This window comes from Sphingomonas sp. (assembly GCF_036388215.1).
Taxonomy (GTDB): domain Bacteria; phylum Pseudomonadota; class Alphaproteobacteria; order Sphingomonadales; family Sphingomonadaceae; genus Sphingomonas.
This window is the reverse complement of record NZ_DASVSH010000012.1, coordinates 52,717-78,977: the sequence shown is the minus strand read 5'-3', so window position 1 is coordinate 78,977 and position 26,261 is coordinate 52,717. Positions and strand designations below refer to the sequence as shown.

General features: G+C 65.3%; 25 protein-coding genes. 15 read left to right on the top strand and 10 right to left on the bottom strand.

The window, feature by feature from the left end; genetic code table 11:
* Nucleotides 1–669 carry a GntR family transcriptional regulator gene (locus VF617_RS05785; protein ID WP_331013917.1) on the top strand — a complete coding sequence of 223 codons (669 nt, stop codon included), beginning with the start codon at nucleotides 1–3 and terminating at the stop codon, nucleotides 667–669.
* Here VF617_RS05785 and VF617_RS05780 read toward each other — a convergent pair.
* From VF617_RS05780 to VF617_RS05770, 3 genes are read right to left on the bottom strand one after another with little or no spacing between them, the layout of a single operon-like run.
* The gene (locus VF617_RS05780; RefSeq protein ID WP_331013916.1) at nucleotides 666–1,541 is read right to left on the bottom strand and encodes a dioxygenase; all 876 of its coding nucleotides are present in this window, start codon (nucleotides 1,539–1,541) and stop codon (nucleotides 666–668) included. The genes VF617_RS05785 and VF617_RS05780 overlap by 4 nt on opposite strands.
* 40 nt (nucleotides 1,542–1,581) lie before the next feature.
* Nucleotides 1,582–2,247, bottom strand: a complete 666-nt coding sequence (locus VF617_RS05775; protein ID WP_331013915.1) for a malonic semialdehyde reductase — start codon at nucleotides 2,245–2,247, stop codon at nucleotides 1,582–1,584.
* Nucleotides 2,244–3,122 (bottom strand): fumarylacetoacetate hydrolase family protein, encoded by an 879-nt coding sequence (locus VF617_RS05770; protein WP_331013914.1) that lies wholly within the window; start codon nucleotides 3,120–3,122, stop codon nucleotides 2,244–2,246. The genes VF617_RS05775 and VF617_RS05770 overlap by 4 nt, the downstream gene beginning before the upstream one ends.
* A 97-nt stretch (nucleotides 3,123–3,219) precedes the next feature.
* Between VF617_RS05770 and VF617_RS05765 the strand changes: the two genes are divergently transcribed.
* The 3 genes from VF617_RS05765 (at nucleotide 3,220) to VF617_RS05755 (ending at nucleotide 6,602) form a co-directional block, all read left to right on the top strand.
* Nucleotides 3,220–4,473 carry a malonyl-CoA decarboxylase gene (locus VF617_RS05765; protein ID WP_331013913.1) on the top strand — a complete coding sequence of 418 codons (1,254 nt, stop codon included), beginning with the start codon at nucleotides 3,220–3,222 and terminating at the stop codon, nucleotides 4,471–4,473.
* On the top strand, nucleotides 4,470–6,023 hold the full coding sequence (locus tag VF617_RS05760) for a malonyl-CoA synthase (protein WP_331013912.1): 1,554 nt from the start codon (nucleotides 4,470–4,472) through the stop codon (nucleotides 6,021–6,023). The genes VF617_RS05765 and VF617_RS05760 overlap by 4 nt, the downstream gene beginning before the upstream one ends.
* Before the next feature lie 327 nt (nucleotides 6,024–6,350).
* Nucleotides 6,351–6,602 (top strand): hypothetical protein, encoded by a 252-nt coding sequence (locus VF617_RS05755; protein WP_331013911.1) that lies wholly within the window; start codon nucleotides 6,351–6,353, stop codon nucleotides 6,600–6,602.
* 186 nt (nucleotides 6,603–6,788) lie between these two features.
* On the opposite strand, the gene VF617_RS05750 is transcribed toward VF617_RS05755, so the two are convergent.
* A complete protein-coding gene (locus VF617_RS05750) occupies nucleotides 6,789–8,252 on the bottom strand; it encodes a Gfo/Idh/MocA family oxidoreductase (RefSeq protein ID WP_331013910.1) in 1,464 nt (487 codons plus the stop codon).
* Nucleotides 8,253–8,361: 109 nt separating this feature from the next.
* On the opposite strand from VF617_RS05750, the gene VF617_RS05745 reads away from it, so the two are divergent.
* Nucleotides 8,362–9,066: an NAD-dependent deacylase gene (locus VF617_RS05745; RefSeq protein ID WP_331013909.1), complete on the top strand. Its 705-nt coding sequence runs from the start codon at nucleotides 8,362–8,364 to the stop codon at nucleotides 9,064–9,066.
* On the opposite strand, the gene VF617_RS05740 is transcribed toward VF617_RS05745, so the two are convergent.
* The 4 genes from VF617_RS05740 to lepB are packed head-to-tail and all read right to left on the bottom strand — an operon-like array spanning nucleotide 9,052 to nucleotide 12,467.
* On the bottom strand, nucleotides 9,052–10,029 hold the full coding sequence (locus VF617_RS05740; RefSeq protein WP_331013908.1) for a nitrilase-related carbon-nitrogen hydrolase: 978 nt from the start codon (nucleotides 10,027–10,029) through the stop codon (nucleotides 9,052–9,054). The genes VF617_RS05745 and VF617_RS05740 overlap by 15 nt on opposite strands.
* Nucleotides 10,026–10,928 (bottom strand): GTPase Era, encoded by a 903-nt coding sequence (gene era / locus VF617_RS05735; RefSeq protein WP_331013907.1) that lies wholly within the window; start codon nucleotides 10,926–10,928, stop codon nucleotides 10,026–10,028. The genes VF617_RS05740 and era overlap by 4 nt, the downstream gene beginning before the upstream one ends.
* A gap of 19 nt (nucleotides 10,929–10,947) precedes the next feature.
* Nucleotides 10,948–11,616, bottom strand: coding sequence for a ribonuclease III (rnc, locus tag VF617_RS05730; RefSeq protein ID WP_331013906.1), 669 nt, complete (start codon nucleotides 11,614–11,616; stop codon nucleotides 10,948–10,950).
* A complete protein-coding gene (gene lepB / locus VF617_RS05725) occupies nucleotides 11,613–12,467 on the bottom strand; it encodes a signal peptidase I (RefSeq protein ID WP_414713965.1) in 855 nt (284 codons plus the stop codon). Before lepB ends, rnc begins: the two co-directional genes overlap by 4 nt.
* 102 nt (nucleotides 12,468–12,569) lie before the next feature.
* Here lepB and pgi point away from each other — a divergent pair, with 102 nt between their 5' ends.
* The 3 genes from pgi to gorA are packed head-to-tail and all read left to right on the top strand — an operon-like array spanning nucleotide 12,570 to nucleotide 16,145.
* Complete coding sequence (gene pgi / locus VF617_RS05720) at nucleotides 12,570–14,063, top strand: glucose-6-phosphate isomerase (RefSeq protein ID WP_331013905.1); 1,494 nt, start codon at nucleotides 12,570–12,572, stop codon at nucleotides 14,061–14,063.
* A gap of 42 nt (nucleotides 14,064–14,105) precedes the next feature.
* Nucleotides 14,106–14,780, top strand: a complete 675-nt coding sequence (locus tag VF617_RS05715) for a hypothetical protein (RefSeq protein WP_331013904.1) — start codon at nucleotides 14,106–14,108, stop codon at nucleotides 14,778–14,780.
* Between the two features lie 18 nt (nucleotides 14,781–14,798).
* The gene (gorA, locus tag VF617_RS05710) at nucleotides 14,799–16,145 is read left to right on the top strand and encodes a glutathione-disulfide reductase (protein ID WP_331013903.1); all 1,347 of its coding nucleotides are present in this window, start codon (nucleotides 14,799–14,801) and stop codon (nucleotides 16,143–16,145) included.
* 140 nt (nucleotides 16,146–16,285) lie between these two features.
* On the opposite strand, the gene VF617_RS05705 is transcribed toward gorA, so the two are convergent.
* The gene (locus tag VF617_RS05705) at nucleotides 16,286–17,557 is read right to left on the bottom strand and encodes a dicarboxylate/amino acid:cation symporter (RefSeq protein WP_331013902.1); all 1,272 of its coding nucleotides are present in this window, start codon (nucleotides 17,555–17,557) and stop codon (nucleotides 16,286–16,288) included.
* A gap of 72 nt (nucleotides 17,558–17,629) precedes the next feature.
* Here VF617_RS05705 and glmM point away from each other — a divergent pair, with 72 nt between their 5' ends.
* The 7 genes from glmM (at nucleotide 17,630) to folP (ending at nucleotide 24,762) form a co-directional block, all read left to right on the top strand.
* Complete coding sequence (glmM, locus tag VF617_RS05700; RefSeq protein ID WP_331013901.1) at nucleotides 17,630–18,970, top strand: phosphoglucosamine mutase; 1,341 nt, start codon at nucleotides 17,630–17,632, stop codon at nucleotides 18,968–18,970.
* The gene (locus tag VF617_RS05695) at nucleotides 18,970–19,194 is read left to right on the top strand and encodes a DUF1272 domain-containing protein (protein WP_331013900.1); all 225 of its coding nucleotides are present in this window, start codon (nucleotides 18,970–18,972) and stop codon (nucleotides 19,192–19,194) included. The genes glmM and VF617_RS05695 overlap by 1 nt, the downstream gene beginning before the upstream one ends.
* A gap of 109 nt (nucleotides 19,195–19,303) precedes the next feature.
* Nucleotides 19,304–20,461 carry a bifunctional hydroxymethylpyrimidine kinase/phosphomethylpyrimidine kinase gene (gene thiD, locus VF617_RS05690; protein WP_331013899.1) on the top strand — a complete coding sequence of 386 codons (1,158 nt, stop codon included), beginning with the start codon at nucleotides 19,304–19,306 and terminating at the stop codon, nucleotides 20,459–20,461.
* Nucleotides 20,454–21,101: a ribonuclease HII gene (locus VF617_RS05685; protein WP_331013898.1), complete on the top strand. Its 648-nt coding sequence runs from the start codon at nucleotides 20,454–20,456 to the stop codon at nucleotides 21,099–21,101. Before thiD ends, VF617_RS05685 begins: the two co-directional genes overlap by 8 nt.
* A 50-nt stretch (nucleotides 21,102–21,151) precedes the next feature.
* Nucleotides 21,152–22,297, top strand: a complete 1,146-nt coding sequence (locus VF617_RS05680; protein WP_331013897.1) for a YihY/virulence factor BrkB family protein — start codon at nucleotides 21,152–21,154, stop codon at nucleotides 22,295–22,297.
* Nucleotides 22,298–22,478: 181 nt separating this feature from the next.
* Nucleotides 22,479–23,606, top strand: coding sequence for a site-specific DNA-methyltransferase (locus VF617_RS05675; RefSeq protein ID WP_331013896.1), 1,128 nt, complete (start codon nucleotides 22,479–22,481; stop codon nucleotides 23,604–23,606).
* Between the two features lie 73 nt (nucleotides 23,607–23,679).
* Nucleotides 23,680–24,762 carry a dihydropteroate synthase gene (folP, locus tag VF617_RS05670; protein ID WP_331014016.1) on the top strand — a complete coding sequence of 361 codons (1,083 nt, stop codon included), beginning with the start codon at nucleotides 23,680–23,682 and terminating at the stop codon, nucleotides 24,760–24,762.
* Nucleotides 24,763–24,764: 2 nt separating this feature from the next.
* Here folP and VF617_RS05665 read toward each other — a convergent pair whose 3' ends face one another.
* Nucleotides 24,765–26,192 (bottom strand): sigma-54 dependent transcriptional regulator, encoded by a 1,428-nt coding sequence (locus tag VF617_RS05665; RefSeq protein ID WP_331013895.1) that lies wholly within the window; start codon nucleotides 26,190–26,192, stop codon nucleotides 24,765–24,767.
* Nucleotides 26,193–26,261: the final 69 nt, after the last annotated feature.

The following is a 26,261-nucleotide window of genomic DNA, read 5'->3' as shown; positions in this document are numbered from 1 at the left end:
ATGGCCGAACTATGCTCTGGCAGCCCCTCCGATCTTCCCTCCGCTACGCACCGCGTTTACCTGCGAATCCGGCGGATGATCGTGACCGGCGAGATTGCGCCGGGCGAAAAGCTCAAGATCGAAGCCTTGAAGACCAGGCTGGAGGCGGGCACCGCGCCGATCCGCGAGGCCTTGAGCCTTCTGACGTCCGATCAACTAGTCGAACGGATCGACCAGCGCGGCTTCCGCGCGGCTCCTTCCAGCAAGGCGCAGTTCCATGAAATCCTGAAACTGCGCTGCGTTCTGGACGTGATGGCCCTGCGCCAGAGCATCGCCAACGCGACCCCGGAATGGCAGGAGGACCTGGTGCTTCGCCTCCACCGGCTTACCCGGGCGAAGCGCGATGAAGGCGGTGACGCGTTCGAGAATCGGCATAAGGCGTTCCATATGGCGCTGCTGGCAAATTGCGGTTCGCCGATCCTGCTGAAACTGTGCGACCAGCTCTACGATCTGAATATCCGCTATCGCTATCTGGCCGGCGAAGCGATCGACTATGGCGCCCGCGACATCGCCGCGGAGCACGCCGAGATGATGGCTGCGATCCTGGACCACGACGCCGACCGCGCAGCTACGAGCCTTGTCGCCCACTACCAAGCGACCGGTCGATTTCTCGCCGAGAATCTGCGTTAAGCAGGGTCGCTTCTCGCGAGAATGAGGTCGAAATCGACCCGATCGAAATCGCCATGAACTTTGCCGGATAGCGCCATCCCTCCGGGGAAGCTGCCCGCAGGCTGCCGGACATAGCGCATCACGAGATCCTCCCGAACGCCGAACACAGTGTCCTGGTCGAGATACGGATCGTCGTCCGGGAAAACCTCGGTCACCAGCGAGCGGCAGCCCTTTGCCTTGACGATGAAATGGAGATGCGAGGGGCGCCATGGGTGTCGCCCCGCAGCATTCAACAACTGGCCCACCGGACCATCGGTGGGCACCGTATAGCTGACCGGCCTTACCGTAGTGAAGGCGTAGCGTCCGTCCGCCCCGGTGGTGATGACCCCGTGGAAGGAGTGGATGTCCTGTGCGGGGTCTTGGCTCGAATAGAGGCCGTTGGGAGCGGTCTGCCAGATATCGACGGTCGCCCCGGCCACCGCCGCGCCGCGATCGTCGCGCACCTGGCCCTGGACCAGAACCACATCGCCTTCGAAATCCCTTTTCATGTCGCCGCCATTCTCGAGCGGCGGCGCGCCTGAGATGTGAAAGGGCCCCAATACGCTGGAGCTTGTCGCCCCCGGGCTCGAATTGATCATATCGACGAGCGACGAGATCCCGAGCACGTCGGACAACAGCACGAATTCGTTGCGCTCCGGGGTGGTGATGCGCCCTGCCCAGCCGAGCAGCTCCAGCGCCTTGCGCCATTCGTCATGGGTCAACCCGGTTTCGCGAACGAAGGCATGCATGTGCCGCGTCAGGCCCTCCATTATCGCGCGCAGCCGCGGATCGGTTTCCGGGCTGAAATAGCCCATGAACACCTCCGAGATCGTGTCTGGCGTCACTTTGCGCATGGGCAACAGCTCCTCGGTCGGCGGCGGTATCGCGGGGCGCTCATTGAACCGAGCAGACGGCATCGAAGGGGAAGCGCGGCAACTTCTCGAACAGCGCCGTTTCGTCAGCATAGCCAAGATTGCACAGGAAGTTCGACTTCGTCTCGGAGCCCCCAAAGAACTCGGCATCGACCACTTCGTTTGAAAAGCCGCTGATCGGCCCGACATCGAGCCCGTGCGCCCGCGCGGCAATCACGAAATAAGCTCCCTGCAGCGTCGAGTTGCGAAACGCGGTCTCGTCGGCGAGCGCCGGATTCTGCTCGAAGAGCGCGCGGCGGTCCTCGTGCGGGAACAGGAAGGGCAGGTCGCGCCAGAATTGCCTGTCATAGGCGATGACGGCGGTTACCGGAGCTGCCATCATCTTCGCGATGTTCGCCGAGCGGAGCGACTTGGCCAGCTTCTCCTTTGCGGCCTCGGATCTGACGAACAGGAACCGGGCCGGGCAGCAATTCATGCTGGTCGGTCCCGCGGCGGCGGAATGGTATATCCGTTCGAGCAGTTCGTCGGGCACCGGGCGGCTGGTCCAGCCATAATGCGAACGCGCCCCACCTAGAATAACGTCGATCGACAACGGATCGAGCGCCGGGCGCTTCGCGCGCAGGACGCGGACCGCAGCCTGTGCCGCGGCCCGCCCGATATCGGGCGCGGACGCTGTATCGGCGATCATTCCGCCGCCTTTGCGAACATATCCTCCTCGGCAACGATCGGGCTCGAGCAGATGCCGATGCCTTCGATCTCGACATCGATCACTTCGCCGGGACGCAGCCAGCGCGGTGGCGTGCGCGCGTGGCCGACACCGGGCGGCGTTCCCATCGCAATCAAATCGCCGGGTTCGAGCGTCGCATATTCGGAGATGGTCGCGATAGCCTTTGCGACGGACCACATCATGTCGGAAGTGTTTGCGCTCTGCAGGATCTCGCTTCCGACCCGGCTCTCGATCTTCAAGCCTGCGGCCCCAAGGGGCAGCTCGTCGGGTGTCACGACAAGTGGGCCGATCGCTCCGGTGGCGTCGAAATTCTTGCCGGGCGTCCATTGATGCGTCTTGCGTTGATAATCGCGCACCGACCCATCGTTGAAGGCAGTGTAGCCAAACACATGCGACAGCGCATCGGCTTCGGCGATATGCCGCCCGCCCGTTCCCACGATCACCATCAGTTCCGCTTCGTAGTCCAGCCGTTCGGAACAGGCCGGACGCACCATCGGAGCGCCCGCGGGCATGATCGAATTGCCGCCGCGCATGAACAGCGCCGGATAATCGGGAATCTCGTAGCCGCCTTCCTTGACGTGATCGACATAGTTCAGCCCGAGGCAGATGATCTTGGAAGGGCGCGCGATCGGGAGCAGCACTTGGATATCGGCCAGTGCGATGTTGGGCAGCTCAGCAATCCGCGCCGCCACTTCCTCCGCCGATAGCATACCCTTGGCCAGCCGAAGCAGGTCGGTGCCTATCTCGGGCGCCGCCCGGGTGAGATTGCGGGCCCCGTTCCCGTCCACCACGAAAACCGAGCGTGCGCCATCGTGCTGCCCAACCATGAACTTCATTGCCGCTCTCCCTGGAGTCACAAAATATCGATTATGATTGCCTTGTCAAATAATATCGATATTCTTTCGGCTGAGACGGTCGTGACGGAGAAGGGGCATGCGTCAGTCCAATTACCTGAAGGACATCATCGGGACTCTGTTCGAACGCCGCTTCACGCCCTCCCGCATTGGCGATAACCGCACTGTCGAGGCATTGTGCGAGCTGCTGCTCAGCGAGACCGGCGACATCGCGACAATCAAGACCGCGCGCGAAATCCTCGCCCGGTATGCGATGATGGACGCCCCGGCGAAGCTCGGCTTCTTCGAATTCCTCGCGCGCGATCTCGATCTTGATCCGACCGCCATCGCCCGGCTCGCGACAGCCTATGGCGCGGCGCGCACGGCCCAGGGCCTGGCCAAGCTCGTCAAGGCGGCAGAGCCGAGGCGACAGGAATTGCTGCGCCGGCTGAACCGCGTCGTCGGCGCAACTCCGTCGCTCGTCGCCATGCGCCGCGATCTGTTCTCGCTCGTCGATGCGCATCCGGATCTTGCCCGGATCGACCTGGATTTCGCGCATCTGCTCTCGTCCTGGTTCAATCCGGGTTTTCTGGTGCTCAAGCGGATCAGTTGGCACAGCCCAGCGATCATCCTTGACAAGATCATCGAATATGAAGCGGTTCACGCCATTCGGGACTGGGACGATCTGCGCCGCCGGCTCGCGCCTGAAGACCGCCGTTGCTTCGCCTATTTCCACCCCAGCATGCCGGACGAACCGCTGATCTTCGTCGAAGTCGCTTTATGCAACGGAGTACCCGGGTCGATCCAGGCTGTGCTGGCCGACGGCCGCGATATCCTCGTCCAAGACCAGGTGGACACCGCCGTCTTCTATTCGATTTCGAATTGCCAGGAGGGCCTCCGCGGCGTTTCCTTCGGCAATTCGCTGATCAAGCAAGTCGTCGAGGACCTGTCGAACGAGTTTCCGCATCTCGCCCGTTTCATTACCCTGTCGCCAATACCGGGGCTCACCCGCTGGCTCGCCGAGCAGCCCTTGTCGGGCGCGCAATCCGGGGAGAAGTTGCGCATCGACGCCGCCCGCTATCTGCTGGAGGCCAAGCGGCCCGACGGTACTCCGCTGGACAGCGTCGCGCGTTTTCATCTCGGCAACGGCGCGAGCGTCCACGATGTCCACTCAGACGCCGATCTATCCGAAAACGGCATGCGGCAATCGCACGGGGCGATGGTCAACTATCTCTACGATCTGAAGCGCCTGGAGCCTAATATCGAAGCATATTTCGGCGAGAAGCGCGTTGCTGCATCGCCCCGCATGCAGGCGCTTCTAAAGGGTGCGCAACGTGAGGCGAGGAAGGGATGAGCATGGAGAACCTGCTGTTCGACGCACTGTTGAGGCCGCATGGGGATAATAGCGCGCCCTTCCTTTTCCCGGAGAAGGGCGGTCCGGTCTCGTTCGCAGCGTTCCTGCGGCTGTCGGCCCGATATGCCAATCTGTTCGAGTCGCTTGGCGTCGCGAAGGGTGACCGCGTGGCGGTCCAGGTCGCGAAGTCGCCCCAGGCGCTGGCCCTCTATGCGGCCTGCGTCCGCTCGGGCGCGGCGCTCCTGCCGCTCAACCCAGCTTACACGACAGACGAGGTCGCCTATTTCGCTGGCGATGCCGAACCGCGGTTGCTTATCTGCGCGCCCGCTGCGCAAGCCGCGCTTGCGCCGATCGCGAGCCGCCACGGCGCGACTGTGCTCACGCTGGATCGCGACGGATCGGGCAGCCTTGCCGATGCCGCGCACGCTGCGGACACTCACCACGCCCCCCGCGCCTGCGGCCCCGACGATCTCGCCGCCATTCTCTACACTTCGGGCACTACCGGGCGCTCGAAGGGTGCGATGCTTTCACACGCCAACCTGCTGTCGAACGCGCAGGTGCTGGCCGATCTGTGGCGGTTTAGCTCGGGCGACGTACTGCTCCACGCGCTGCCGATCTTCCATACGCACGGCCTGTTTGTAGCGGTGAATGTATGCCTCCAGTCCGGCGCGGCGATGATTTTCCACGAGGGATTCATAGTGGATGCGATCCTGAACGCCCTGCCCCGCGCCACCACGATGATGGGCGTGCCCACCTTTTACACCCGGCTCCTGCAGAGCCCCCGCCTGACGCGCCAGGCGACCGAGCACATGCGGCTCTTCATTTCGGGCAGCGCGCCTTTGCTTGCCGAAACGCATGACGCCTTTGCCTCGCGTACCGGCCATCGCATCCTCGAGCGCTACGGCATGACCGAGACCAACATGAATTCGTCCAATCCTTATGAGGGCGCGCGGCGCGCGGGCACCGTGGGTTTCGCCTTGCCCGGCACGGAGATCGCGATCACTGATCCCGAGAGCGGCGGACCGGTGCCGCCCGGCGAGATCGGCATGATCGAAGTGCGCGGGCCCAACGTCTTCTCGGGCTATTGGAAGATGCCCGAAAAGACTGCGGAGGAACTCCGTCCCAACGGCTTCTTCATCACGGGCGATCTGGGCCAGTTCGACGACCGGGGCTATCTCAGCATCGTGGGGCGGCAGAAGGACCTGATCATTTCAGGCGGCTACAACATCTACCCGCGTGAGATCGAGTTGCTGATCGACGAATTGGAAGGCGTGGCGGAATCGGCGGTGTTCGGCGTGCCCGATCCGGATTTCGGCGAAGCGGTGATAGCGGCGGTGGTGGCGGACGGCAGCGGTGTGGCGACTGCGGACATGATCCTCGATCAATGCCGCTTGAAACTGGCCCGTTTCAAGCATCCGCGCCAAGTGATCCTATTGGATGACCTGCCCCGCAATGCGATGGGCAAGGTTCAGAAGAACCTGCTGCGCGAGCGCCATGCCCCGGGGCCCAGTCCGGCCGGGCGGCCAAATTCAATAACAGTTCGGCGATAGCGATCCGCAACCGATTGCGCCAAGGCTCAGCGTAGCGGGAGAGGTCTTCGCGCGCTGCCCCGTACGATCACTTCGCCGGGCGCCGTCACTTCGGCGACATCTTCCGGGCCGGCCGGCATCCGCCGGTTCAGCATGCCGAGACGATGCCCGAGCTGCGGCGCTCTTCCCCGGCATCGAAGCGCATCCGGTGCCGGGCGGGCTGGGCTTTCGCATTGCGGACGCGCTCGCGACGATCTGCGCTGCAATGCAGCAATCTATGAGATGCTGGGGCTATCATTGCGGGAGCTTTCTAACGACGGCCGGATCTAGGACGTTCTCTCGGCGCGCGTGCATCTATCGGGCACGGCCGCGGCGCGCCGGCGAAATATCCTCGAAGAGCGCGGCGTCGTATCCGGCTACACGACCAATCTCGACATGGGGCAGCTCGGTTTCATCTCGATCGCCAGCGATGGAGCCGCGGTGAACTTGACCGGCGCGACCGACCCGCATCCGCGCGCTTATGGCAGCAACGCCCGCGTGCTCGGTCATTATGTGCACGACTTGAAGTTGCTCACGCTCGAAGAGGCCACCGCAAGATGACCTCGCTGCCCGCGCCGGGCATTAGTCGCCGATCATAATGCGAGGCAGGCGTCGTTCATAAATCGCGCCCGGCTTTTGGCGGACCGCCGCGGAGCTCATGCTCCTCGGTCACCGCCAGAATCGCTTCAGGCGCCTGCGCATCGCCAGCCGCTCGCCTGTAATCGGCTCGCGAAGGGCGTCGAGGATTTATCCCCTCACCCATTTCGGCGGCATCGGCACCTTGTCCTTGCGCGTCGGCATCGGCGGAAGCTCGGGCTTTTTGAGGCCGGGCAACAGGTCCGCGATTTCGACCGCCTTGCCGGTCTTGAAGCATTGATTCGCCGCGATGCCGACTGCGATGGACGCGGCGCCGCCCAACTCATTCGCGGCGCGGAAGGTGGGGTCGCTCGGCGCAGTGCCGAATAGTTCGGCCAGCATCACTGCGTCGCCGCCGCCATGCCCGCCCTGGCCCAGCCGCACCTTTATGTCGCGCGGCGCGCCGCGTAGCGGATAGATGCGCGTCTTGACCTTGTCTTCTTCCACTCCGCCCTGCACCATGTCGCCGCCGGCAACATAGACACTCTCTACCTGGCTATGCTCCAGCCGGCCCTTGGTGCCGTTGAAGGCGATCATATAGCCTTCCCACGCATTGTTGGCGTTGAGCGAATAGGACATCTGCGCGCCGGTGTCGTATTCGACGACGACATTCATGTTGTCCTCGATATCGATCTCGGGCCGCCAGACGCACTGATCGCGAAAATAGCCGTCATATTTCTCGTTATCTAGGTACAGCGCTTTCAGGCCACGATCCGCCGAGATGTCCAGATAGAAGCCGCATTGCGCCTTTTCGGGACAGGTCAGGCAGCGCTCGTGCGGGCCTGATAGCCCGAAGCGGCGCGCCATTTCGGGCGTGTAGAATTCGCGCTTGCCTTTGGCGGTAACGCTCACCGGATTGGCCGAGAGCCACCAGTTGACCAAGTCGAAATGGTGCGTCGCCTTGTGCACCATCAGCCCGCCCGAGATCGCCTTGCTGCTGTGCCAGCGGCGGAAATAATCCGCCCCGTGCGTGGTGTTGAGCAGCCAGTGGAAATCGACCGACAGCACGTCGCCGATCTCTCCCGCCATCAGCAATTCCTTCACTTGGGTGCGGAACGGCGCATAGCGATAGTTGAACGAGACGCGGATGTGCTTGCCGGTGCGTGCGCAGGTATCGAGGATGCGGCGCGCCATTGCCGCCGTCGTCGTCATCGGCTTTTCGGTGACGACGTCGCAGCCGAGCTCCAGCGCGCGGACGATATAGCGCTCGTGAAAGGCGTCGGGCGTGGTGACGATCACCACTTCGGGCTTGGTCTCGCGGATCATCTTGTCGAAGTCGCCCGCCAGATAGGTCCGGGGCGGCGTCGCACCCGCTTCCGACGCGCGCCGCGCGACCAGGGCCAGCCGGCCGGGATTGGTGTCGCAGATGCCGACAAGGCTGCTCGTGGCCTTGTGCTCGGCCCAGATCGCGGCCTGGTACATGCGCGAGCGCGAGCCGACACCGACGATCGCATGGGTCTTGCGGTTCATCGCCTGGGCCTGGGCCGCGACCTTCGACGCACTCGCCAGCGCCCCGCCGGCGACCGCGCCCTTGACCAGAGTGCGGCGCGTCAGTTTCTTGCCAATGTCCGTCATTTACGCTCTCCCAGACCCGAGTCTACCGGTGTCAGGCACAGAAAGCAGCTTCGGCGAGCGCGCGTCAAGCCGGTGGCCCGGCAATCCTAACCCGCCTATCACCAAGTGGATGGCGGACATTTCGAATATCCTGATTCTGACGGGCGCCGGCCTTTCCGCCGAAAGCGGCATCGCCACTTTTCGCGGGCCCGGGGGATTGTGGGAGGGGCACCGCGTCGAGCAGGTCTGCACCCCTCAGGCGCTCCGCGACGATCCGGTGCTGGTGCACCGATTCTATGATGCCCGCCGTGCGAAGCTGAGCGAAGTCGAGCCCAATGCGGCGCATCGCGCTCTGGCCCGGCTCGATGCGGAATGGCCCGGCGAACTGCTGATCGTCACGCAGAATGTCGATGATCTGCACGAGCGCGCCGGCGCAAGGCGGCTGATTCACATGCATGGCGAGCTGAATTCGGCATTGTGCGCTTCCTGCGGCGAGCAGCCCGCATGGCGGGAATCGCTGCCGCCGCGGAGCCGATGCCCGTCATGCGGCGCGCCCGCCTTGCGCCCCGACATCGTCTTTTTCGGCGAGATGCCCTATCGGATGGACGCGATCGAGCGCGCGCTGGCGCGTGCGGACCTGTTCGTCTCGATCGGCACGTCAGGCGCGGTCTATCCCGCCGCGGGCTTCGTCCAGACCGCGCGCTATCATGGCGCCGCGACGCTCGAGCTCAATCTCGATCCATCGGAAGGGAGCATCTGGTTCGCGGAGAGCCGCATGGGTCCGGCGGGCACATTGGTGCCGGCCTGGGTGGACGAGATTCTAGGCGGCCTCTGACTCGCCATCGGCGACGTCAACGATTCCCGTCCGCGTCCGGCGGTCCACGCGCAACTCGAACACATCCGGCCGCGCCTGCTGGCCGTCGGTGTCCATCGTCGTCAGCCCGCGCGGGATTTCGCCAAGATCGAGTTCGGCGGTGAGGATTTCAACGCCCTCGCCCGCCTGCGCCAACACTACGCCATCCGGCGCGATGATCGCGCTGCGGCCGTGCTGGAGCTGTCCCTCGGGCAGCCGGTCGAGCAGCTTGCGGGCCGTGCCGTCGCCGCCTGCCTGCTCATAGCCGAGGAGGATTTCGGCCTTGTGCTGGATCGTCCCCGCGGCAAGCACGAAGCTGCGTCCTTCATAGGCATAATGCGCCGAGGCGAGCATCGAGATGTCGTGCACTGTCGGCCAGGCGGCGACATGCACGGTCTCGCCTTCATGGTGCATCGCCGCGCGGGTGAGCGGCATCCAATGCTCGTCCGATGCAAGCTGGCCCAGCCGGCCCCAGACCGCCTCATGCACTTGCAGCGTCGATCCATCGCCCGAGCCGAGCAGAAGCCGCTCGGCAGGCGAAAGCGCGAGCTTGCGGTGGCGCAGCACCTTGGCCTTGGGGCTGAACAGGAACTGCGTCGAATAAAGGCTGTTGCGTATCCGCTCATAGCCGCCGACCGAGACGGTAACCCCGGCGATATCCACTGCCCATTGCAACTGGGCGAAGCGCGGGTCGTCGCCCCGGATCGCCTGGGTCAGCAACAGCGCATGCAGTTCCTTCGTGCCGGGATGATCCCAGAGCGACACCGCGGGCACATGATCGAGCCAGGCCGGATAGCCGCCGAGAAACGCCTCGCCGAACGCGATCACGCGCGCACCCGTTTCGATTGCCTCACGGGTCCTGGCGACCACCTTTTCCATGCCCTGCGCCACGGCCAGCGGCACGGGGGAATCCTGTACGATGGCGACCTTCAGCTTTTCGCTCATTCCACCCAGTCCAGCCCTATTTCACGATAAAGCGAGCGGTCTTCCTGCCACTCCGGCCTTACTTTCACGTGAAGATAGAGATGAACCTGAACGCCCATGATCCGGCTTAGCTCGGCGCGGGCGCGACTGCCGATTTCCTTGAGGCGCACGCCGCCCTTGCCGAGCACGATCGCGCGCTGGGTGGGGCGCTCGACCATGATCTGCTGGTGGATCTCGACCGAGCCGTCCTCGCGCTCGGTATATTTCTCGGTCTCGACCGCGCTGGCATAAGGCAGCTCGGCGTGAAGCTGGAGATACAGCTGCTCGCGCGTCACTTCCGCCGCGATCATCCGCTCGGTCGCATCGGAGACCTGGTCCTCGGGGAAGTGCCAGGCGCTTTCGGGCATCGCCCCGGCCAGCGCCGCCTTGAGCTCGGGAACGCCGTCGCCGGTGGCGGCACTGACGAACCATGTCTCGTCGAAGGGCATCCGCTCGTTGAGCTTGGCTGCATGGCCCAGCAGCCGCGGCTTGTCGGCCACGTCCACCTTGTTGAGGATCAGGATCTTGCGTTCCTTGCGGCCCTCCAGGCTGTCGATCACCGTCTGGACCTTGGGGCCTATGCCGCCCTTGGCATCGACGACCAATGCGATCAGGTCCGCGCCCTCCGCGCCCTCCCAGGCGGCGGCGACCATCGCGCGGTCCAGCCGCCGCTCGGGCTTGAAGATGCCGGGCGTGTCGACCAGCAGCAGCTGCGCCTCGCCCTCGATCGCGATGCCGAGCAATTTGGCGCGCGTCGTCTGCGCCTTGGGGCTGACGATCGCCACCTTCTGCCCGACCAGCGCATTGACGAGCGTGGACTTGCCCGCGTTGGGAGCGCCCACGACGGCGACTACGCCGCAACGCTGGTGGGGGTTGGTCATGTGGCGAGACACCCTTCGATCATTTCGCCAATTTCTCCAGCAAGGCCGCCGCAGCGGCAGTCTCTGCTTCCTGCTTGCTGGTGCCGCCCGCGCTTGCTTCCGCCAGCTTGGGAATCCGAACCGTCACGACGAATGTGGGCGCGTGATTGGGGCCTGAGCGATCGGTGATCTCATATTCGGGCGGCTTGCGGTTGTTCGCCGCCGCCCATTCCTGCAGCGCGGACTTGGGGTGCATCGGCGCCAGCGCGTGCGCTTCGATGCGGCTTGCCCAGGTCTTGCGGATGAACGCACGCACCGGGGCAATTCCTGATTGGAGGTAGAGCGCGCCGATCAGCGCCTCCATCACGTCGCCGAGCACATTGTCGCTGTCCGCCGCGCCATCGTCTCTCGCCTGCTTGCCGAGCCTAAGGTGCGGCACCACGCCGACTTCTCGCGCCACCCCCGCGCACATCGCGCCGGTCACCAGCGCATTCAGCCGCCGCGAAAGCGCGCCCTCCGCGTCGCCGTCAAAGCGCTCGTAGAGCCATTCCGCGATGACGAGGCCCAGCACCCGGTCGCCCAGAAATTCGAGCCGTTCGTAATTCGCGGCAGCCTGGCTGCCATGGGTCAGCGCACGCTCGAATGCCGCGAGATTGGTGGGTTGCTCGCCAAATGTCTTCTTGATCCAGCCCCCGAGGTCCGGATTCAAAAGCCTTCCCCAATGCGGCTCCAGCGCGCCGCGGTGAACCAAGTCCAGGGCAGGAACCAGTTTGCGCCGCCATCGGTTGACCAGAAGCTGACCACCGCCTTGCCCTCCAGATTGGCCAGCGGCACGAACTCGATCCCGCCCTCCTCATGCGCGAAGCGGCTGTCGGTCGAATTGTCGCGATTGTCTCCCATCAGGAAGACATGCTCGGCGGGCACGGTGAAGATCTGAGTGTCGTCCTGGGGCTTCAGCCCTTGATCGATCACGTCATAGCTCTTGCCGTTGTCCAGCGTCTCGCGGAAGCGCGGGATGCGGCACACCGGCTCGTTATTCTCGACAGTCTGGAACTGCATCTGGCACTTGGTGAAATTGGGCGTGATCGGCAGCGTGAAATCAGCGACCTTCTGCTTGGGGATTGCCTTGCCGTTCACGACGAGCTGGCCGCCCACCATCTGGACGGTGTCGCCCGGAAGCCCGATCACGCGCTTGATCCAGTCGGTATTGTCCGTTGGCGGGGCCTTGAACACCACCACGTCGCCGCGATCCGGGGTGCCGCCGAAGACGCGGCCCGGGATCAGCGGCAGGCTCCACGGCAGCGAATGCCGCGAATAGCCGTAATTCCATTTGGTGATGAACAGATAGTCACCGATCAGCAGCCGCGGCATCATCGATTCGCTGGGAATCACGAAGGGCGAGAAGATGAAGCTGCGCACGAAGAACACGATCGCCGCCAGCTTGAGCAGGAACATGCCCAGATCGCGCCATTCCGATTTGGGATCGGCGGTTGTGGCAGCGGCCGCGGTTTCGGTATCCTGGCCGGCGTGAACGGCTTCGTCGGAGGGCGTGGTTTCCATGGCGTGCTGCTCTGCTTGGGTGGGGCGATGAGGTCAAGCGGATGAATCCCGCTGGAAGCGGCAGTTATGGGACGATAGGGGCTTGGGCGACAGGAGATGAACATGACCTTGCCGGACTGGTCCACGATTCGGGCGCTTGCGCCGACCCCCCTCACCGCGCTCTTCAATCAGGACGCGAATCGCGTCTCCATGCTCTCCGCCGATGTGGCGGGTATCCACTTCGACTGGTCAAAGACGCATCTGACCGCGGAGGCGCTTTCCGCTTTCTCGGCGCTCGCCGCTTCGATGGGGCTGGCATCGAAGCGCGACGCGCTGTTCGCGGGCGAACCGGTCAACGTGACCGAAGGTCGCGCCGCGGAGCATAGCGCCGAGCGGGGGGAGGGCGCGCCCGAAAGCGTGGCGAGGGCGCGCGCCTATCAGGCGCGGATGCGCGCGGTCATCGATGCGATCGAGGCCGAAGCCTTCGGGCCGATCCGCAGCATCCTGCATGTCGGCATCGGCGGATCGGCGCTCGGCCCCGATTTGCTCGTCGATGCGCTGGGTCGAGACACGGACCGCTATGAGGTCGCGATCGTCTCGAATGTCGACGGCGTAGCACTCGAAGACGCGATGGACCGCTTCGATCCGAAGACGACCCTGCTCGCCATCGCGTCCAAGACCTTCACCACCACCGAGACGATGCTCAACGCCGAAAGCGCGCTGGCATGGATGCGGGAAGGCGGAGTCGAGGACCCCTATGGCCAGGTCATCGCGCTCACTGCCGCGCCCGAAAAGGCGCTCGAATGGGGGGTGGACCAGACTCGCATCGTGCCGTTTTCCGAAAGCGTCGGCGGGCGCTATTCGCTCTGGTCCTCGATCGGCTTTCCGGCCGCGCTGGCGCTCGGCTGGAATGCATTCGAGGAATTGCTGGAGGGCGCGGCCGAAATGGACCGCCATTTCCGCCTGACCCCGCTGGAGCAGAACGCGCCCGTGCTCGCGGCGTTTGCAGACCTTTATTACACCCAGGCGCGCGGCTGCGAGACGCGGGCGGCCTTCGCCTATGATCAGCGCCTCAAGCTCCTTCCCTCCTACCTCCAGCAACTCGAAATGGAATCGAACGGCAAGAGCGTGACCGCCAAGGGCGAGCCCGTGACCTATCCGACCGCTCCGATCACCTGGGGCGGAGTCGGCACCGACGCGCAGCACGCCGTGTTCCAATTGCTTCACCAGGGCACGCACCTCGTGCCCCTCGAATTCGTCGGAGTGATCGAAGCCGGCGATGCGCTGGCGGAGGACCACCACCGCCAGTTGCTGCTCAACATGTTCGCGCAAGGGGCGGCGCTGATGGCCGGGAAGGCGCATGACGATCCGGCGCGAGCCTATCCAGGGGATCGGCCCAGCTCGACGCTGCTCCTCGACCGGCTGGACCCGCGCACGCTCGGCGCGCTGCTGGCCTTTTACGAGCAGCGGACCTTCGTGAACGCAGTGCTGCTCGGCATCAATCCGTTCGACCAGTTCGGCGTGGAGCTGGGCAAGCAGATGGCCAAGGCCGCCGATCAGGGGGGACTGGATTTCGACGCTTCGACCACCGACCTGATCCGCCGCGCCTTCGGCTGAGCCCTCAAGCAATCGGCAACCCTTACCGGATAGACCGGGGGCATGGATCGCGAAAAGGCAATGCGCGAAAGCGAGCGCGCGGCGGTGGAGCGCTGGTTCGCGCCTTCGCCGCTGGGCCCGATGTTCGATGTCGGCGACGGCCGCATGCTGCGTATCGCCCCCGATGCGATACCCGCTTGGCGAGACCGGGCCTTTGCGCGAATCGAGGCCTTCATCGTCGCCAGCCGCCCGCCCCCGCGCGAGCTGATGTTCTGCCTGGCGTTTCTGTTCGCCGGGCTGGTGACGGTGCTTCAAATCCATACCGCGCTCCGGGGCGAAGCGATCGCCGCGCTCATGGCGGGAGGGGCGGTGCTCTGGCATGCTGTCGAGATGCTCAAATTACGGGACTTCCGCCGCGATCTGAGGGGTTTGCGGGGAGAGATCGCCGCTTCGCTCGCGCTTAGCACGCCGCTTCCCGCCGAGTTCGGCGCACGCTTCCGCCGCCGCAATCCCTGGCGCACCGCATTGCAAATCTGGGTCTGGAGCGTGCTCGCCGCCGCGCTCGCATCTCTGCATTTCGTGCCCGCGGAGGCGATCGACCGCGGCCCGATCCTCGCGGCACTCGGCGCGACGGGTGTGGCCTGGCTCCTCCATTTCGCCGCGCGGCATGTCGACCGCGTCCAGGCGAAGACCCCCGCATTGGCATCGCGCCCCACACCGCCTATCTCGCGCCCCTGAGCGCTGAGGAGAATATGGGTGGCCGATCACGAGTTTGACTTGTTCGTAATCGGCGCGGGCTCGGGCGGCGTGCGCGCGTCGCGGATCGCGGCGGCGCATGGCGCCAGAGTCGCGGTTGCCGAGGAGTATCGCGTCGGTGGCACCTGCGTCATTCGTGGCTGCGTGCCCAAGAAGCTGCTCGTTTATGGCGCACATTTCGCCGAGGATCTGAAGGACGCAAAGCGCTTCGGCTGGCAGGTGCCCGATTGCGGCTTCGATTGGCCCACGCTGCGCGACAATGTGCTGGGGGAAGTCGATCGGCTCAACGGGCTTTATGCGCAGACTCTGACCAACAACAAAGTCGAGATCATTCTGGAACGCGCGACGGTTTCGGGCGCGCACGAAGTGACGCTCGCGAGCGGTCGCAAGGTCACCGCCAGATACATCCTCATCGCCACGGGCGCGCACCCGCACGTCCCCGAATTCCCGGGCAGCGAGCACGGCATCACTTCGAACGAAGTGTTCCACCTCGACAAGTTGCCACGCCGCATCCTGATCGCGGGCGCCGGCTATATCGCCAACGAGTTCGCCGGCATCTTCAATGAATTCGGCACCAAGGTGACCCTCATCAACCGCTCGGACGTGATTTTGCGCGGCTACGAGGAAGCGATCCGCGACCGCCTGCTCCAGATCTCGCTGACCAAGGGCATCGAATTTCGCTTCAATTCGGAATTCGAGAGCATCGAGCGCCAGCAAGACGGATGCCTGAAGGTCAAGACCAGCGGACATGACCCTGTCGAAGTCGATTGCGTTCTCTTCGCCACCGGCCGCGTGCCCAACACGACGGGCCTGGGCTTGGCCGAAGCCGGCGTCGAGCTCGACGACAAGGGCGCGGTCGTGGTGGGCGAGGACAACAAATCCTCGGTCGATTCGATCTACGCGGTCGGCGACGTGACCAACCGGGTACAGCTGACTCCGATCGCGATCCGCGAGGGCCAGGCATTCGCCGACACCGTCTTCGGCAACAAGCCGCACAAGGTCGATTACGACAATATCCCCAATGCGGTGTTCAGCCATCCGCCCATGGCGGGGGTGGGCCTCACCGAAAGCCAGGCGCGCAACAAGCTGGGCTCGGTCGCGGTCTACACATCGGACTTCCGCGCGATGAAGAACGTGCTGGCCGGCCGCAACGAGCGCGCGCTCTACAAGATGGTCTGCGATGCCACGACGGGCCGCGTCGTCGGCCTCCACATGATCGGGCCGGACGCGCCCGAAATCCTCCAGGCCGCGGCAGTGGCCGTGAAGGCTGGCCTCACCAAGGACGATTTCGACCGCACCGTCGCGCTGCACCCGAGCATGGCCGAGGAACTGGTGCTGCTGAAATAACCTGTTCCCCTCCCTGAAAGGGAGGGGTTAGGGGTGGGTGGAGTGCTCGCAATACGTTGAGATTCTGTCTGGTCTATCCGTATCGCCCGGACGCGACCCACCCCCGACCCCTCCCTTCCAGGGAGGGGAGTCTCAGAGCTCTAGACCCCGTCGGCCTTCAGCATCGCATCCGCCTCGTCCAGCGGCACCTTGTCCGCGCGGCGCGACAGCCAGGCCGTCGCGGCCAGGTCCCAGGTCACATTGCCGACGGTGCGCATGATGTCGGGGATCGTCTCCACCGCGACGAGCAGCCCGAGCGGAGCCACCGGCGCGCCGATGGTGGCGGCGACAGGTGCGATCGCGCTGACATAGCTCACCGTGCCGGGCAGGCTGACCGACCCGAGCGAAGTCAGCGCGGCGACGATTGCGCCGACCGCCAGAGTGGCCGGACTGAGCGGCACTCCGAACCAGGTGGCGACATAGATCGCCACGGCGAAGTTCATCGCAGGACCAGTCGCGCGGAAGATCGCGACCGCCAGCGGCAGGGTCACGCCCGAAACCGCGACCGGCACGTCCAGGTCGGTCGCTCCCTCGATCATCACCGGCAAGGTGGCGAGCGAAGATTGCGTGCTGAACGCGACCGCCTGGCTCGGCAAGGCGGCGCGCACGAAACGGCCCAGGCGGGTCCGCCCCCCCAACACCGCGACCGGATAGGCGAACAGTGTCACGACCAGGCCGACGCTGGCGACGATCACGATATAATGGATCAGCGCACCGAACGCGCCGGTCCCCGCCTTGGCGCCGACGACCAGGGCCAGCGCGAACACGCCGACGGGCCCGATCCACAGCACCCAGTTGATCACCACGAGCATCACGTCGCGGACCGCCGAGAAGAAGTCGACGAGCAGATTGCGCGCTTCCTCGCCAACTCGCGTGATTGCGAACGCGAAGACCAGCGAGAAGATGATCAGCGACAGGAACGCATTCTCCGCCGCCGCCTTGATGATGTTGGCGGGAATGATCGCCGCGAAGAATTCGCCGAGCGGGGGGACCGGCCCGATCTGCTCCGCTCCGGTAAGCGCCGCACGCAGGGCGGCCGCGGATTCCTGCGGGAGCGGCCAGATCTGGAGCAACAGGGGGGTCAGCACTCCGGCGATCACCGCCGACAGGAACAGCACCGTCACGTAGAGCGCTATCGCCCGTCCGGCCAGCCGCCCCGCGCGCGCCGCCTCCGCGGTGGCGGTAACCCCCGTCACCAGCAGCGCCACTACCAGCGGCACGATCGTCATCTGGAGCCCGTTCAGCCATGCCTGGCCCACCGGTTGCGCCCAGTCGGCAACGCTCAGCGCAGTCGCGGGCGCATAGCCCGCAAGCGACGCGCCGACGATCAGCCCCACGATCAGCGACAACAAAATACGGGTTGGTTGCGACATGCTCGCCCTTTTCGGTTCGCGGCGCTATTGCTGCGCCCGTTCGAACGCAACAAGGCCTTCAGAAGGCGGAGCATGGCAAGAAAATATTTCGGCACCGATGGAATCAGGGGAGCGACCAACGCTCATCCGATGACCGCGGCGATGGCGATGAAGGTCGGCATGGCGGCCGGCGCGCACTTCGCGCGCGGCGATCACAAGCATCGCGTGGTGATCGGCAAGGACACGCGCCTGTCGGGCTACATGCTCGAAAACGCGATGGTCGCGGGGTTCACTTCGGTGGGGATGGACGTGGTATTGGTCGGCCCGATGCCGACGCCCGCGGTGGCGATGCTCACCCAATCGATGCGCGCCGATATGGGCGTGATGATCTCGGCCAGCCACAATCCCTTCGCCGATAACGGCATCAAGCTCTTCGGCCCCGACGGCTACAAGCTCTCCGACGCCGACGAGATGGCGATCGAAGCGATGATCGACGGCGATGTGGCGCTCGCTCCCCCCGAGCAGATCGGCCGCGCCCGCCGCGTGGAGGATGCGCGCGGACGCTACATCCATTTCGCCAAATCGACCTTTCCCGAGGATCTGACGCTCGACGGCCTCAAGATCGTCGTCGATTGCGCCAATGGCGCCGCCTATCAGGTCGCCCCCTCGGCTTTGTGGGAGCTGGGCGCGGAGGTCGTCGCGGTCGGCGTCTCGCCCAACGGCAAGAACATCAATGACGGCGTCGGATCGACTGCGCCGCAGACCCTTTGCGAGACCGTAGTCGCCACCGGCGCGCAGCTCGGCATCGCATTGGACGGCGATGCCGACCGGCTGATCCTGGTCGACGAGACCGGCCGCGTAATCGACGGCGACCAATTGATGGCGACGATCGCGGACGGCTGGGCGCGGCGGGGGAAGCTCGCCGGCGGCGGACTGGTCGCGACGGTTATGTCCAATCTCGGCCTCGAGCGGCATTTGGCGGCGCAGGGCCTCGAACTCATCCGCACCTCCGTGGGGGACCGCTATGTCTTGGAGAAGATGCGCTCCTCCGGCTATAATGTCGGCGGCGAGCAGAGCGGCCACATCATCCTCAGCGACTATGCCACCACCGGGGACGGGCTGGTCGCCTCGCTTCAGGTGCTCGCCGAACTGGTCCGCTCGGGAGCGCCGGCCAGCGAAGTGCTCCACCGTTTCGATCCGCTGCCCCAGATCCTCAAGAATGTCCGCTTCAAGGGCGGCAAGCCGCTGGAGGACACCACCGTCAAGGAGGCCATCGCCGCCGCGGAGGCCGAGCTTTCCGGAAACGGCCGCCTGGTCATCCGCGCCTCGGGAACCGAGCCGGTGATCCGCGTGATGGCCGAGGGGGACGAAGCCGGGCAGGTCGAGGCAGTGGTGGATCGCGTATGCGAAGCCGTGCGTAAAGCGGCCGCCTGATGCTTGAGATGCGCCCCGATTGCGAGCGCTGCGGCGCCGGTCTCCCCGCCGATCAGCCGGGGGCGTTCATCTGCTCTTTCGAATGCACTTATTGCGCGTTGTGCGCCGATGCATCGGACGAGCATTGCCCCACATGCGGCGGCGAGTTGCTCGATCGGCCCACTCGCGTCGGCGGCGCCCTCGCGCGCAACCCGGCCTCGACCGAGTCCCGCTTCAAGGGCTGAAAATTCCCCTCCCGCTTGCGGGAGGGGCTAGGGGAGGGCATGTGATGCTCATGCATATCCGGTGCGGACACCCCCTCCCCCGACCCCTCCCGCAAGCGGGAGGGGAGAAGTGACTCCCCGCATCCTCATCATCGCCGGCTCGGATTCGGGCGGCGGCGCGGGCATCCAGGCGGATATCAAGACCGTCACCATGCTCGGCGGGCATGCGATGACCGCGATCACGGCGATCACCGCGCAGAACACGCTCGGCGTGGACGGAGTCCACCCGATCCCAGCCCGGATGGTAATCGCCCAGATCGACACGGTGGTGCGCGATATCGGCGTCGATGCAGTCAAGATCGGGATGATCGGCTCCCCCGCGACCGCGCTTGCCGTGGCCGAAAAGCTCGCCGATCTGCCCGGCGTGCCGGTGGTCTTTGATCCCGTGATGGTCGCCAGCTCGGGCGCCGAGCTCGCCGACAAGGCCACCGTCGCCGCCTTCGAACGGCTGATGGCGCGCGCCACGGTCGTGACGCCCAATCTGCCCGAGCTCGAAGCGCTTGGCGGCGATCCGCGCGCGCTGGTCAGGGCGCATGGCTGCGCGGTGCTGGTCAAGGGAGGGCATGGCGAGAGCGACCAGGTCACCGACCGGCTTTATTCGTCCGATCCCGAGGACCCGCCCGAAATCGACTGGACCAATCCCAGGATCGAGAGCGACAATAACCACGGCACCGGCTGCACGCTTTCCTCGGCGATCGCCTGCGGGCTGGCGCAGGAATGGGACTTGCCCGAAGCCATCCGCCGCGCGCGCCGCTTCGTCCGCATCGCGATGCGCGAGGCTCCGGGGCTGGGCCGGGGCCACGGCCCGATGGGGCACCAATCGGTGCGGCTCGACACCAATATGAGCTTTTTCGAGCCCATGCTGAACCAGGTCACCGTGCCCGCTCAGGATCTGGCGGCGAGCGAGAAATTCTACCGGCTGCTGGGCCTTCGCCAGATCGTTCGCGCCAGCCCGCGCTATGCCCGCTTCGAGACGGAGGGGGGCGCGACCTTCTCGGTCGCCACCGATCCCGGCTACACCGCCCCGGTCGTCTATTTCGAATGCGGCGATTTGGACGTCACGGTCGCCTATCTCCAGCAGCAGGGCGTAAAGTTCGAAGCCGAACCCAAGGACGAGAGCTGGGGCTGGCGCGAGGCGCGGCTGCGCGATCCGGCGGGCAACTCGGTTCGTCTCTACCAGGCTGGCGAGATGCGCCGCTTTCCGCCATGGCGGCTGGACGATGCTTAAGACGACCGGGCCTCACCTCAAATTCGAACGGAAATACACGCGGCTCCACAAGGGGCCGATCGCGGGCGTGGACGAAGCCGGCCGCGGCCCGCTCGCCGGGCCCGTCGTCGCCGCGGCGGTCGTGCTCGATCCCAAATGCATCCCGGAAGGGGTGGACGATTCGAAGGTGTTGACTGCCGCGAGGCGCGCCGAACTTTGCGCGCGGCTGCTGGAATGCGCCAGGGTCGGCGTGGGCATAGCGAGCGTCGAGGAAATCGATTCGCTTAACATTCTCTGGGCGACGATGCTCGCGATGCACCGTGCCGTCGATGCCTTGGGGTTCGTGCCGGCAATGGTGCTGGTGGACGGCAATCGCTGCCCCAAATGGCCGCATGCCAGCCAATGGGTGATCGGTGGCGACGCGCTGTGCATGTCGATCGCCGCCGCCTCGATCGTCGCCAAGCACCGCCGCGATTGCATGATGGAAGAGCTCGACGCGCTTCATCCCGGCTATGGCTGGGCGAGCAACAAGGGCTATTCGGCCAAGGTCCATCAGGAAGCGCTTCGAACCCTCGGCCCCACGCCGCACCACCGCCGCAGCTTCTGGCGCGTGGCGCAGGCCGAACTGGATTTCGGGTCCGTCGTCCAGGCCGCGGAATAGTCGGAACCCGTTGATCTCCCACCTGTTTGCCTCGCGGACAGGAGGATGGAATGACGAAAGCGGCGGCCCCGAGCCCCTGGTCGATGCCGGCCGCCAGATGGAAGACGGTGCTGCTCCGCACATGGGCGGAGATCAGCGACGATGATATCGGCCTGATCGCGGCGGGGGCGGCCTTTTACGGCTTCCTCGCCATCGTGCCGGCATTGGGCGCGATCGTGCTTCTTTATGGCCTGCTCGCCGAGCCGGAGACAGTCAGCCGCCATATCGGGGAGCTTTTCCAGAATCTGCCCCGCCCGGCCGCCGAGGCCATCGCCGTGCAATTGGCCACCGTGGTGGAGACCTCCGGGGCGAAGAAAGGCTTTGGGCTGCTGATCGCCCTGGCGCTTGCAATCTATGGCGCGTCGAAGGGCGCCGCCGCGATGCGGACCGCGCTCAACATCGCTTATGGGCTCAAGGAGCATCGCAGCTTCCTGCGTCTGCAATTGCTCGCCTTGGGCATGGTCGTGGGTGGAATCGCGCTGATCGTGCTCGCGCTCGCCGCCAATGCGGCGATCGCCTGGGTGGAGGCATTCGTTCCTTCGCCGGTGATGGAGTTGCTGCTCAAGGCACTCAGCTATCTGGTGCTCGGCGCGCTAGCGGTTACTGGCGCTGCCTGCCTCTATCGCTACGGCCCCAATCACCACAAGCCCCATTGGGCATGGCTTTCGCCCGGCGCCCTGGCGGCAGCCTTGCTCTGGCTCGCGGGGACGGGGGGCTTCGGGCTCTATGCCTCGCGTTTCGGCAGCTACGGGGCGACCTATGGATCGCTGAGTGCAGTGGTCGTGCTGCTGACCTGGCTGTGGCTGAGCGCCTATGTCTTCCTGCTCGGCGGCGAACTCAATTCGGAGATCGCATGCGAAATGGCCGAGAGCCCTGAGAGCCCTATAACTCCGGCAGAAGCGCCTGGGTCCGGCGTCGGACTCGGCGATCAGCAAGGTGCAACCGTACCGCCGGCTTCGCCGCCCGAACGCTCGCCTGGACCCCTCGCGTCGAGCTTCGAAACCAAGCTCGGTGGAAGGCTCGCGGGAGCCAAGGTAGGTCTGCCGACCGCTTTGCTAGCAGGCGTAGGGCTTGCCCGGCTGCGGCGCGGCTCGGCGAACGGCTTCGCGCTGGTCGCCGGCTCGGCGGCGCTTGCCTGGATCACCCGCCGTCGCTGAGTCTTTTTCGCCACACCCCATCTCTAGTGGCTGTGGACAAGCCCGCGACTCAACATGTGGATAAGTTCGCGCGGCGTTCTACAAGTTAACGGAATATCAGCCTTTTTCGTTAACCAATGTTCGCTTGACGCCGGGCCGTTTCGCACCCGAAACCGGCGTCTCGGGCAAGGGAAGAGGGTTAATGGGGGTCATCGAAAAGGGCAGGATTCGTGCGGCTTCGAGCCGCGCATGGGTGGATACGCTCCCGCTCGACACGATCATCCAGCAGGATTGCATCGCGGCGATGCGCGCGCTGCCGGCAAAGTCGATCGACATGATCTTCGCCGATCCGCCCTACAATCTTCAATTGGGAGGCGATCTGAACCGGCCCGACGGCAGCCTGGTCGATGCAGTCAACGACGAATGGGACAAATTCGACAGCCTCTCCGCTTATGACCGCTTCACGCGCGAATGGCTGGCCGAGGCGCGCCGCATCCTCAAGGACGATGGCACGATCTGGGTGATCGGCAGCTATCACAACATCTTCAAGGTCGGCTCGGCTATCCAGGATCTCGATTTCTGGATCCTCAACGACATCATCTGGCGCAAGGCCAATCCGATGCCCAATTTCAAGGGCACCCGCTTCACCAATGCGCACGAGACCCTGATCTGGGCCTCGACCGGCGAAAAGGCGCGGTACACGTTCAATTATCGCAGCATGAAGACCCTCAACGACGAGCTGCAGATGCGCTCCGATTGGGAATTCCCGATCTGCGGCGGACCCGAGCGGCTCAAGAAGGACGGGCACAAGGTCCATCCGACCCAGAAGCCCGAAGCCCTGCTCTATCGCATCCTGCTCGCCAGTACGAAGAAGGGCGATGTCGTGCTCGATCCCTTCTTCGGCACCGGCACCACCGGCGCAGTCGCCAAGCGCCTCGGCCGCCGCTGGATCGGCATCGAGCGCGAAGGCCAGTATGTCGCGGCCGCGCGGGAGCGAATCGAAGCGGCGCTGCCGCTCGACGAATCGGCGCTCAACACGATGCAGGCCCCGAAGGCCGCGCCGCGCGTCGCTTTCGGCCAGCTTGTCGAAAACAACTATCTGGCGGCCGGCACGGTGCTCACCGACGCCAAGCGCAAGCACCTCGCGACGGTCGGCGCGGACGGCTCGCTCAAATGCGGTGACGCGACCGGTTCGATCCACAAGGTAGGCGCGACGGTCCAGAGGGCGCCCTCGTGCAACGGCTGGACCTATTGGCATTACGAAGCCGCCGACGGCCTGCGCCCCATCGACGCGGTCCGCCAGACCTATTTGCTGGCGACGCAGCCCTGAACCCGAACCGCTCATGCTGAGCTTGTCGAAGCACCCTTCGACAAGCTCAGGGTGAGCGGAGTAAGTGGTGCAGATGCAAATCCCACCCACCGCCAAGCTCTACCTCCGCCCCGTCCAGTTTGCCGACACGCCAGTAAACCGCGACGGCGAAGTCGCGCGGCTGGCGGGCGGGCTCAACTGGTTCGCGGGCTATGAGGTGATCGCGGTCGAAGGCGGCAAGCGAATCCTCCAGCAGACCGTCTCCGTCGCCGATCTGCCCGATGACGAGCGCGTGGCCGCCATCGCCCGCCGCATCTCCGCACCCCGTGCCGCGCTCCAGCTCGGCGAGCGCATCGTCCGGATGGACCAGCCGCAGGTGATGGGCATCCTCAATGTCACGCCGGACAGCTTCTCCGACGGCGGCAAGCACATCGCCGATCCGGCAGGCGCGGCGCAGTCCGGCACCGATATGAGCGTGGCGGGCGCTGCGATCGTCGATGTCGGCGGCGAATCGACCCGACCCGGCGCAGCGGACGTGTGGGAAGGCGACGAGATCGCGCGCACGATCCCCGCAATCGAACGGCTGGCGAAGAGCGGCGCGGCGGTGTCGATCGACACGCGGCGCGCGGCCGTGATGGAAGCCGCGCTCGCCGCCGGCGCCCATCTGGTCAACGATGTCGCGGCATTGCTTTACGATCCCCGCGCGCTCGAAGTCGTGGCGAAAGCCGGCTGTCCCGTGGTGCTCATGCACTCGCCCGACCCCGCCAAGGACCCGCATGGCGGCAGCGGTTACGGCGACGTGCTGATCGAGGTTTACGATTGGCTCGAAGCCCGCGTCGATGCCGTCGCCGCGGCAGGTGTCGATCGCGCGAAAATCCTGATCGATCCGGGCATCGGCTTCGGCAAATCACTTGCGGACAATCTCGCGCTGCTCAATGGCCTCGCGCTATTCCACGGCCTGGGATACCCGATCGTGCTCGGCGCGAGCCGCAAGCGGATGATCGGCGCGCTTTCCAACGAGGCCCCCGCCGATGCGCGGCTCGGCGGCTCGGTCGCGCTGGCTCTGAAAGGAGCCGAACTCGGCGCGCAGCTGATCCGCGTTCATGACGTGTTCGAAACCGTCCAGGCGCTTCGCGTCTGGCGCGGGCTCAGGGACGCGGCGTTGACCGCGCGTTAGACTCAGGCGGCGCTCTGGTCGATCCCGAGCTCGCCGAGCTTGCGGTAGAGCGTCGAGCGCCCGATACCGAGCCTCCGCGCCACTTCGGTCATCCGCCCGCGATAATGGCCGATCGCCAGGCGGATCACGTCGGCTTCTATCTCGTCGAGCGCGCGCAGATTGCCATCGGGGCGGAACAGCGTGACTCCGGCATTGCCCGATCCCTGCTGCTGCGAGCCGACCCCCGTGGGGCGGCCCGCCGCAAGCTGAGCGATTTGCGGAAAATCGGCGCGAGTCAGGCCGTCGCTGTCGCAGAGTACAGCCGCGCGGAACAATGCGTTCTGGAGTTGCCGGACGTTGCCGGGCCAGTCGTAATTGCCGAGCAGCGTGAGCGCGTCGTCGGTGATGCCGAGCGGGCGCAGCCCAGGCTGGTCGGCGATGCGGGCGAGCAGGTGGCGGGCAAGCGCCGGAATATCGCCGCTGCGCTCGCGAAGCGGCGGGATCGTCACCTGGACGACGTTGAGGCGGTAATAAAGATCTTCGCGGAAACGACCGGCCTCGACTTCGGCGAGCAGGGTTTTGTTGGTCGCCGCGATCACCCGGACATCCACTTCGCGGGGATGCCGCGCGCCGAGCGGCTGGATTTCGCCCGATTGGAGCACTCTGAGCAACTTGACCTGCGCTTCGAGCGGCATCTCGCCCACTTCGTCAAGGAACAAGGTTCCGCCATCGGCCTCGGCAAAGCGCCCGATCTTGCGCTCGAACGCGCCCGTGAACGCGCCCATTTCATGCCCGAACAATTCGGACTCGACCAGATTGGCGGGGATCGCGCCGCAATTGACGCAGATCATTTCCTTCTTGTTGCGCGGCGACGCGGCATGGATCGCCTCGCCCACCACTTCCTTGCCGACGCCGCTCTCGCCTTCGATCAGCACCGGCACGCGGGCGCGCGCCGCCTTGGCGGCAATGGCGAGCGCCGCGCGAAACAATGGGGCGGAGCCGACAATCTCGTCAAATGCCAGGCTGGCGGTAAGCTTTTCGGTGAGGGGGCGCAGTTCGCCGGCGCTCTTGCCGCCGACTGCCGCCTCGAGCGCGGCGAGCAGCCGTTCGGAAGCCAGCGGCTTGACGAGGAAATCGGTGGCCCCCGCGCGCATCGCGCTGACAGCGGCGGCAACCGAATTGTTGGCGGTGACCATGAGAATGGGCAATTGCGGACGGCGCGCCCGAAGCTCGGCGATCAGATCGGCGGCATCGGCATCGGGGGAGGCATGATCGAGTATCACGGCATCGAGCGCCATGCCATCGGGCGTGCCCAGGGTCGCGACGCCGGTTTCGGGATCGCTCGCGAAGATGGTGCGCCAGCCACGGCGCGCGGCGATGGCCGCGACGAGGCGGCGCTGCGCCGGCTCGTCGTCGATCAGCATCAGGAGGCGCTGGCCGTTGCGCGTCATATCGTCCCCATCGTCCCGTTTCAGGTCGCCACTCATAAAACGGATGGGTAAAGGCCGGCTTAAGCCTAT